Annotated in this window: 11 protein-coding genes; 10 read left to right on the forward strand and 1 reads right to left on the reverse strand. The window is 32.0% G+C overall.

The annotated features are described in order from the left end of the window. The first annotated feature begins 136 nt into the window (after positions 1-136). From J5G60_RS14375 to J5G60_RS14420, 10 genes are all read left to right on the forward strand, one after another. A complete protein-coding gene (locus J5G60_RS14375) occupies positions 137-466 on the forward strand; it encodes a cyclic-di-AMP receptor (protein ID WP_150358701.1) in 330 nt (109 codons plus the stop codon). A gap of 15 nt (positions 467-481) precedes the next feature. Next, entirely contained in the window at positions 482-1,426 is a 945-nt protein-coding gene (locus tag J5G60_RS14380; protein ID WP_150358702.1) for a DNA polymerase III subunit delta', read from the forward strand. A 7-nt stretch (positions 1,427-1,433) separates the two neighbouring features. Next, complete coding sequence (locus tag J5G60_RS14385; protein ID WP_150358703.1) at positions 1,434-2,339, forward strand: PSP1 domain-containing protein; 906 nt, start codon at positions 1,434-1,436, stop codon at positions 2,337-2,339. An 11-nt stretch (positions 2,340-2,350) separates the two neighbouring features. After that, a complete protein-coding gene (locus tag J5G60_RS14390) occupies positions 2,351-2,554 on the forward strand; it encodes a heavy-metal-associated domain-containing protein (RefSeq protein ID WP_150358704.1) in 204 nt (67 codons plus the stop codon). A gap of 87 nt (positions 2,555-2,641) precedes the next feature. After that, positions 2,642-2,815, forward strand: a complete 174-nt coding sequence (locus J5G60_RS14395; RefSeq protein ID WP_106010910.1) for a DUF362 domain-containing protein — start codon at positions 2,642-2,644, stop codon at positions 2,813-2,815. 351 nt (positions 2,816-3,166) lie between these two features. Further along, on the forward strand, positions 3,167-3,961 hold the full coding sequence (locus J5G60_RS14400) for a flagellar motor protein (protein ID WP_150358705.1): 795 nt from the start codon (positions 3,167-3,169) through the stop codon (positions 3,959-3,961). Beyond that, on the forward strand, positions 3,958-4,764 hold the full coding sequence (locus tag J5G60_RS14405) for an OmpA/MotB family protein (RefSeq protein WP_150358706.1): 807 nt from the start codon (positions 3,958-3,960) through the stop codon (positions 4,762-4,764). The genes J5G60_RS14400 and J5G60_RS14405 overlap by 4 nt, the downstream gene beginning before the upstream one ends. A gap of 172 nt (positions 4,765-4,936) precedes the next feature. Further along, positions 4,937-5,698 (forward strand): tRNA1(Val) (adenine(37)-N6)-methyltransferase, encoded by a 762-nt coding sequence (locus tag J5G60_RS14410; protein ID WP_150358707.1) that lies wholly within the window; start codon positions 4,937-4,939, stop codon positions 5,696-5,698. After that, positions 5,695-6,540, forward strand: a complete 846-nt coding sequence (gene rsmI / locus J5G60_RS14415) for a 16S rRNA (cytidine(1402)-2'-O)-methyltransferase (protein ID WP_150358708.1) — start codon at positions 5,695-5,697, stop codon at positions 6,538-6,540. The genes J5G60_RS14410 and rsmI overlap by 4 nt, the downstream gene beginning before the upstream one ends. Before the next feature lie 297 nt (positions 6,541-6,837). Next, positions 6,838-7,914 (forward strand): C40 family peptidase, encoded by a 1,077-nt coding sequence (locus J5G60_RS14420; protein ID WP_150358709.1) that lies wholly within the window; start codon positions 6,838-6,840, stop codon positions 7,912-7,914. A gap of 208 nt (positions 7,915-8,122) precedes the next feature. Here J5G60_RS14420 and J5G60_RS14425 read toward each other — a convergent pair whose 3' ends face one another. After that, complete coding sequence (locus tag J5G60_RS14425) at positions 8,123-8,368, reverse strand: AbrB/MazE/SpoVT family DNA-binding domain-containing protein (RefSeq protein WP_150358710.1); 246 nt, start codon at positions 8,366-8,368, stop codon at positions 8,123-8,125. Positions 8,369-8,663 lie beyond the last annotated feature (295 nt).

Raw genomic sequence — 8,663 nt, forward strand, 5'->3', positions numbered from 1 at the left:
TAAATATATAAAGAAATTTAGGAATATACTAGAATTAAGATCCGAGATCATATAATGTGACAAAATTATGTTATAATTATTATGTTAATTTAAAAAGTGATCCTTAGATAAAAAAAAGTGAGAAGGAGGAAACCTCATGAAGTTAATTATAGCTATTGTTCAAGATGACGATGCTGGCGATTTGCTAGAAACTTTGACAGAAGGTGGATTTGAAGTAACTAAACTTGCTACTACAGGAGGCTTTTTAAAGGCAGGTAATACCACTTTGATAATAGGTGTTGAAGAAGAGAGTGTAGATAAAGTAATAGGACATATAGAAGAAGTATGTAAAACTAGAAAGCAGATTATAACAACTCCTTCATCTGTTGCTAGTTCTACAGGTGTATATATGCCATATCCTGTGGAGGTGGAAGTTGGAGGAGCTAATATATTTGTGGTAGATGTAGATAAATTTATAAAGATCTAACGGGAGGAATATTTGGTGGACTCTTATAGAGTAATAGGACATCAGGGTATAAAGTTACAGATAACAAATTCTATAAAGTTAAATAGATTTTCACATGCTCATATTTTGGTGGGAGAAGATGGTATAGGAAAGAGTATGATTGCTAAAGAGATGGCTATAAGGGTACTGGGCAAAAATGAGTTAAAACCTTATGTTGATATAATTGAATTTAAAATACCTAAAGGCAGAAAATCCATCGGGATAGAAGAAGTAAAAGATATAGTTGAAGAGATAAATAAAAAGCCTTATGAAGGTGATAAAAAGGTAATAATATTATATAACTCTGATAAAATGACGGAGGCGGCTCAAAACGCATTGTTAAAAACTATAGAGGAACCGCCTTCAGGAAGTTTTATGATACTTTTATGTGAAAAGTTAGATGGTATTTTAGATACAATAAAATCAAGATGTCAGGTGTATAAATTTAACAGATTAAGTCAGGAGGATATGCTTCTATTCTTAAAAAATAGATTTCCCCAGTTATCTGGAGAAGAAGTTAAGGCTGTCTTGGCTTTTAGTGATGGGATACCAGGAAGAGCAGAAAAATTCATTTCAGATTCTTTTTTATGTGAGATAAGAGATACCGTTATAGATATGCTTAAAGAATTGAAGGATAATGATTTGGAGTATTCTTTAAAATTTTCTAATTATTTGGTTAATATGAAAGATGAATGGCAGGAAGCACTTACTTGTATTTTATCATATATACGTGATGTATTTATATATAAAGAAACGGGTAATCAAGAATTGATTATAAATGCGGATAAATTTGAATGTATAAAGACTATAGGAGAAATGTTTTCATTTAATAAATTAAATGATATTATTGATATTGTCAAGAATACGAGAGAGAAACTGGAGAAAAATGTGAATCCAGCGTTAGTTTTTGATTCTATGTTGGTGAAAATGCAGGAGGTATAAATGAAATATGGTAATGGTGGTAGGTGTACGCTTTAAAAAAGCAGGTAAGATATATTATTTTTCACCGGCTAATTTAAATGTACAAAAAGGAAATAATGTAATAGTGGAAACGGCTAGGGGAATGGAATTTGGCAAATGTGTCATAAAACCTAAAAATATAGATGAAAGCGATGTAATTCCACCTCTTAAAAATGTTTTAAGAATAGCTACAGAAGAGGATGTAAAAAAACATGATGATAATAAAAGAAGAGAAAAGGAAGCTTTTGAAATATGTTTAGAAAAAATTAAACAGCATAACTTGAAAATGAAACTTATAGATGTAGAATACACATTTGATAACAATAAGGTGATATTTTATTTTACTGCAGATGGAAGGGTGGATTTTAGAGAATTAGTGAAAGATCTTGCCTCGATTTTTAGAACTAGAATAGAACTTAGACAGATAGGGGTAAGAGATGAGGCAAAAATGATAGGTGGGTTGGGGCCCTGTGGTAGGGTTATGTGCTGCTCTGCATTTTTAGGAGATTTTGTACCTGTATCCATAAAAATGGCGAAGGAACAGAACCTATCTTTGAATCCTACTAAGATATCTGGCATATGTGGAAGGCTTATGTGCTGTTTAAATTATGAGCAGGATGCTTATGAAAAAATAAGACAAAGGTTGCCGAAAAAAGGTTCTGTTGTAAATACGGTTTATGGCAGGGGAGAAGTTATGAGTAATTCTGTAGTGAAGGAAAGTGTTAAAGTTAAAATAAAAAATGAAGATGGTGAGGATATGATAAAAGAAGTATTGATAAATCAAATTGAAATGGTTTCGGGTGGATTTGAGGGTAGTATAAATGATGAGGAAATAGAAGTTGATGTGGGAAATGAAAATTCAGATGTAATTAAACAATTATTTAAGGAAGAGTAGAGAGGTGGCGTATGAAGTCTGTACTTAAAATTTCTGATATGCGTACTGCTGAGGATGTTAATAAAATAAGATATTGTATCTCTAATAATGAAGGAATTATTGCTTTTGAGATAAATAAAGAAAAGAGTGAGGTAAGCATAGTATATGATAATTATTTTGTAACAAAGGATAAAATAATCCAATGTCTTGAAGATATGGGGTATATGGTATTATAAAATTCTCTTTAAAAGTAATTATAAATATGATAGAATAGCAAGGGATAGGATAAATAACTTGTAAGATCATAAGGAGGTGTGACGTAAATGGCATATAAAATTACAGATGCTTGTGTAAGTTGTGGCTCATGTGCTTCAGAATGCCCTGTTGATGCTATAAGTCAAGGGGATACCCAATTTGTAATAGATGCAGATACCTGTATAGAGTGCGGAAACTGTGCTAATGTTTGTCCAGTAGGAGCACCAGTTCAAGAGGATTAATCTTTAAAAAGGCTGCCTAAATATGGTGGTCTTTTTAATTTGGACAAGTATTTAATTTATCAAGTGATTCTTAGGTTCAGATGGTGTTCGCTAACAGGAAATGCTCTTTAATTGATATTTGTTCTTTGCACCTTGTACTTTGAATTTTGGATTTTATAATAAAGAGGGAGCGTTAGGATAAAAGGTGTAAGTACTATGAACGTTAAAAAATTAACAGATATGAATAAATTTATATCTTCGTATAATGTTACATTAACGGTAAAGAGTATAAAATTTTATACGAATATTTATATAGACATAATAAGTGTAAACTAAAGGCGAGGATTAAATTAACTAGATGGAGGAGAAAAAATGGATATATCTGTTATTATATTTTTGTTTTTTGGGATACTTTCAGTAGTAGTTGGTTATATAATAGAAGGTGGACAGGCAACTGCACTTTTAGGAGCTACTGCAGCCATAATAGTTTTTGGAGGAACAATTGGTGCTACAGGACTATCTTTCCCAATGGATATATTAAAAAGAATTCCCAAAATATTTAAGGTGCTTTTTAATCCCAGAAAAACAGATTTACCAGCTTTAATTTCATATTTTAAGGATGTATCCTACAAAACAAGAAAAAATGGATTATTGAGCCTAGAAAGCGAAGTGTCTAATGATCCAAATTTGGATCCTTTTATAAAAAAGGGTCTTCAGCTTGTTGTAGATGGAGTGGATCCGCAGGCTGTGAGAAGCATATTGGAATTAGAACTTGATTCTACGTCTGAAAGGCATAGAGAAGGTGCTGATATATTTGAAAGTGCGGGCGGGTATGCACCTACTATGGGTATTGTAGGTACAGTTATGGGACTGGTTCATGTTTTAGGAAATTTGGAGGATACTTCTACCTTAGGACCAAAAATAGCGGTGGCATTTTTAGCTACATTATATGGTATTGGATCTGCAAATCTTTTATGGCTTCCTATAGGAAGTAGGCTGAAACAGGCAGATGAGAGAGAAGTAAAAGAAAAGACACTTATTATTGAAGGTGTGCTCTATATTCAAGAGGGAATAAATCCAAATACGATAGCGGAAAAATTAAAGAGTTTCTTAAATAAAGAGGAGTTATTGAGATATGAGGCATTAGAAGGGAAGGCTGAGATATGAAAAGAATGAGGAAGCCGGGAAAAAAGCCAGAGGGCCTAAGATGGATGCTAACTTATTCTGACTTGATAACACTGCTTATGATATTTTTTGTTGTTATGTATTCCATGAGCCAGGTAGATCAGACCAAATACAAGCAGCTTTCTGAATCCCTAAGTGTGGCTATGGGAGGAGGCAAAACTATAATAGGCAGTGAGGATAATCCCAGTATTAAGGAAAATGTAAACAAAATGGATAATTTGAATTCTACGCAAGATGAAGAAAAAAAATTATCAGAATTAAAAGCACAAGTAGATAAATATCTTAAGGAAAATGGAATGAGTAAAGACGTATCCACTACTGTAGACGAAAGAGGCTTAGTAGTGAGCATGAATGATACTTTATTATTTGATACAGGCAAAGCGGATATAAAACCACAATTTCAACAGGAGCTTACGGAAATGGGCAAGATTTTGAATCAATTGGGTAATTATATCAGAATAGAAGGACATACGGATAATGTGCCTATTAGTAACAGTGAATACTCTTCTAACTGGAAATTATCCTGTGATAGGGCATCCAATGTTACTGAATTTCTTATAGCAAAATCCGGAATTCAACCTCAAAAGCTTTCAGCAATTGGATATGGTGAATACAGACCTATTGCTGATAATTCTAATGAAACAGGAAAGGCTAAAAATAGGAGGGTGGATGTAATCATATTAAACAGCAAATTTAATGCAGTTGAAAATAACAGTTCAAGTTCAAAGTCCTCTGGAAGTAAAGATAACACAGAAAGTCAAAATACTACAAAAAGTAATAAGTAAAATGGAGCTACTATTCCCTGGAATGTTTATCTAGGGATTTTTATTTTAGAGTATTTTAAAAAAACAGTGGATTGACAGTGTTATTTATTTAAATCATAATTATAAATATCAAGTAATGAAAATTTTTGATATAGTGAAAACTGTGAGTTAGATTAGAAATGAGGTATTGAATTTGAATAGTACTTTCTTAAAAGAAGATGAAACCTTAGATGATCTGCAATTAAAGGGACTATATGTAATTCAGAAAAAAAGTACCTTTAGGTTTGGAATAGATGCAGTTTTGCTTGCTAATTTTGCAGATATAAAGAGAAATGCAAGTGTAATAGATTTATGCAGCGGTACTGGTATAATTCCTTTTATACTGGTGGGAAAAACACCTGCGGGTAAAATAATCGGAATAGAGATACAAAAAGACATGGTAGATATGGCCAATAGGTCTGTGCAATTAAATGATGTACAGGGGAAAATTGAGTTTATCCATAGAGATTTAAAGGATTTGAAATATCTAAAAACTCTACCTAAAGCTGATGTAGTTACTGTAAATCCACCTTATAAATTAAAGGATTCTGGAATTGTGAGTTTAAAAGACGAGGATGCCATTGCCAGACATGAAATTTGCTGCGATCTAGAGGATGTTATAAAAGCTGCTAAAATTGTTTTAAAAGATAATGGAAAGATTTATATGATCCATAGACCTGATAGATTTGCAGATATTATATGTACTATGAGGAAATATAAGATTGAGCCTAAATTTATAAGGATGGTTCATCCCAATATAAACAAAGCTCCCAATATGGTATTAATAAAAGGACAGAACAATGCGGGCCGTTTTTTAAAATGGGATGCACCGCTGTATGTACATAAATTGGACGGAAGTTATACAGATGAAATAGATAAAATATATGGAAGAGGTAAGAAAGGATATGGCAGATGATGGGGAAACTTTTTTTGGTGGCAACTCCTATAGGTAATTTACAGGATATAACCTTACGTGGATTAGAGGTACTTAAAAATGTGGATTTAATAGCTGCTGAGGATACAAGGCACAGTTTGAAATTATTAAATCATTTTAATATAAAAAAACCACTTGTCAGCTATCATAAATATAATGAAAATGAAAAATCTATGGAACTGATTAAAAAATTAAAAGATGGATATAACATAGCCTTGATAAGTGATGCCGGAACCCCTGGTATATCGGATCCAGGCAGCATTATGGTGCGCAATTGTATAAAATATGGAATGAATTTTGAAATAATTCCTGGAGCTACTGCTGTTACTACAGCCTTAGTTTATTCAGGATTAGATACTTCAAAATTCATTTTCATTGGTTTTTTGCCTAGAGATGTTAAAAGTAAGATGGGCATTTTAGAAGATATGGCTGAAAGAAGAGAAACACTGATATTTTATGAAGCTCCACATAGATTATTGAATACTTTAAAACAGATGAGAACTGCTTTGGGTAATAGATATGCAGCTGTTTGTAGAGAGCTTACTAAGATTCATGAAGAAATATTGAGATCCACTTTAGAGGAAATACTAAATTATTATGAAAATAGAGAGATAAGAGGAGAATTTGTAATTGTAGTAAAGGGCAAAAGTGAAGAAGAATTTATGAGAGAAAAAAGACAAAAGTGGATAAATTTGTCTATAGAAGAGCATATAAAAATGTATATGGATGTAGGATTGAGCAAGAAAGAATCCGTGAAAAAAGTAGCTAAGGATAGAAATGTTTCTAAATCTGACATATATATCCATTCTATTAATTTACAATAATTGAAAATGAATGCAAGATGGTGCTGGACACAATTTCCATGTTGTTAATAATATTACTTAAAAACAATCAGATTTTCAATAAATAACCGGGTTTTATTAAAGAAATCTAATATTTTTAAGAAAAATTTATTACAGGCGTTGAGATATACTATGATTTAATGCTATAATAAACATATGTTACTTTTAAATTTAAAATTATGCTCCTAGGAGTATCATTTTAAATTTATTTAATGTGGGAGCCCAAATTTATAATTTGGAAGGGGTAATTTAAAAATATATTAGTAGGAGGTAGATAAATTGAATAGAAAGACCTTATCTGTTGCAATGGCTCTAACATTGGCATTGTCAACAGGGACAAGTGTTTTTGCAGCATCGGGTAATTCGGGTTCACTGACTCAAGTTAAACAGCAAAAACAGGATTTGGAGATTAAAGTTGAAAAATTAGATGATGAGATAGGACAAGTTATACAGCAAATTGACAATAATAAAAAAGATATTGGCAAAGTTTCTGATAATATAGAAAACACGCAGACGAAGATGGAGTCAACGGAAAAGGATATAAAAAGCCAGCAGAAAGTATTTAATCAAAGAGTAAGGGCTATGTACATAAATGGCGTGGATAGTTATTTAGGTGTAATACTAAACGCTGACAATTTAAATGATTTCATATCTAGATTGGATAATGTAGCAAAAGTGATGGGGTTTGACAAGGGCGTTATATCGAACTTAACAGATAAAAAAGAAGAATTATCTGCCCAAAAGGAAAAATTAAATAGTGAAAATAAAAGGCTTTTGGCATTGAAGTCCGATAATGAAGAAAAATTGTCCAAGCTTAAAAGCGATAAAAACAGTCAAACCGCATTGATAACATCTTTGGACGCTAAAGAAAAGGAACTTGCAGCAGCAGATGGAGAAACTTCAAGGCTAATTGCTTCGGCAGCAAATAATGTACAGCAGATTAGAAATGCGGCACCAAGAATTACTGGCTCAAATCAGAGTATTTCAAGAGGTGGAAGCGCATCAGTATCTTCAAATGCAATAGTAGCATATGCTTCTAATTTTTTAGGGGTTCCCTATGTCTGGGGAGGAACTTCACCATCGGGCTTTGATTGCTCGGGGTTAGTTTACTACGTATATGCGCATTTCGGAATTAATCTTCCAAGAACTTCACAGGCACAGCAAAATGTTGGAGTGCCTGTGTCTAGAAGTCAGCTTCAACCTGGTGATTTGGTGTTTTTCGGTTCACCGGCACATCATGTGGGAATATATGTGGGTAATGGATCATTTATTAATGCTCCTAGAACCGGAAGAAATGTATCCATAGATCCTTTGGATTATAGATCGGATTTTAGCGGTGGAAGAAGGGTCAGGTAGTCAATAAAGTATAATATTAATATATTTAGGAATTTAGACATATTTAAATAAAAAATATACATACATAGTTAAATTTCAGTGGTATTTTACAGAGTTTAGCTATGTCTTTTTTTTATATTTATGGTGATAGATAGTTAGTGTATTATAGATATAAATGGACTTCAAAAAAGCTGATATGAAATTTCCATATCAGCTTTTTTAATAGATATTACTTGCCTTCTCTTAGTTCATTTAAGCATTTCTTACAAATATTTTTACCTCTGTAATTTACTACATCCCTTGCATCACCGCAGAAAATACATGCTGGTTCGTATTTCTTTAATATAATTTGTTCACCATCAACATATATTTCTAAGGCATCCTTTTCAGCAATGTCTAAAGTTCTCCTTAATTCTATAGGAATTACAATTCTTCCCAGCTCGTCCACTCTTCGAACAACACCAGTAGATTTCATTTGTGCTCTCCTCCTTTAATTCCATAATTCGACATAACTACAATTAAATAATAGCAAAAATTACATTAAAAGTCAACATATTTTCATAAAATATTTTACAAATTTCTTATGAAATTCCATCTAAAGTTAATATACTACCAAAATATACAAAAGTCAATAATAATTAAGGTGCTTTGATTTTTGATATACACTTTGAAAGTGGGCTAATATTGGGGGTTAAGGATAAAATTAATATGGATAGAGATAAAATAAAGATAATGTTGAAGGTAATTATGAATAAAATTATAACAAATAT

Source organism: Clostridium sp. HV4-5-A1G, from assembly GCF_900184915.1.
Taxonomy (GTDB): domain Bacteria; phylum Bacillota; class Clostridia; order Clostridiales; family Clostridiaceae; genus Clostridium_B; species Clostridium_B aromativorans.